We start from the raw sequence: 255 nt of genomic DNA on the forward strand, positions 1-255 counted from the left end.
TCGACTTGCATGTGTTAGGCCTGCCGCTAGCGTTCATCCTGAGCCAGGATCAAACTCTTCATCGTATATTGTTCGCTAATAAATTAGCAGTTTTGTAGACGAAGTTGGCTAGGTATTTTCTTTAATCGCTCGATTAGCCTTACTCTCTCTTTTTTTCAATTAAACATCGCTGTCTAATTGTGCTGTCAATCCAATATGTCTATGAACGTTTTCTTCTTGTTTTTTTCGCTTGTCTCTCAAAGCGGGTGCAAAAGT

The 255-nt window shown here is 39.6% G+C and carries 1 rRNA gene; it reads right to left on the reverse strand.

Going from position 1 to position 255, the window contains the following annotated elements:
• A 16S ribosomal RNA gene (locus EQG68_RS14940) occupies positions 1 to 65 on the reverse strand; the annotation flags it as partial.
• Between the last annotated feature and the right edge of the window lie 190 nt (positions 66 to 255).

It is taken from the genome of Flavobacterium piscinae, from assembly GCF_004122145.1.
GTDB lineage: Bacteria > Bacteroidota > Bacteroidia > Flavobacteriales > Flavobacteriaceae > Flavobacterium > Flavobacterium piscinae.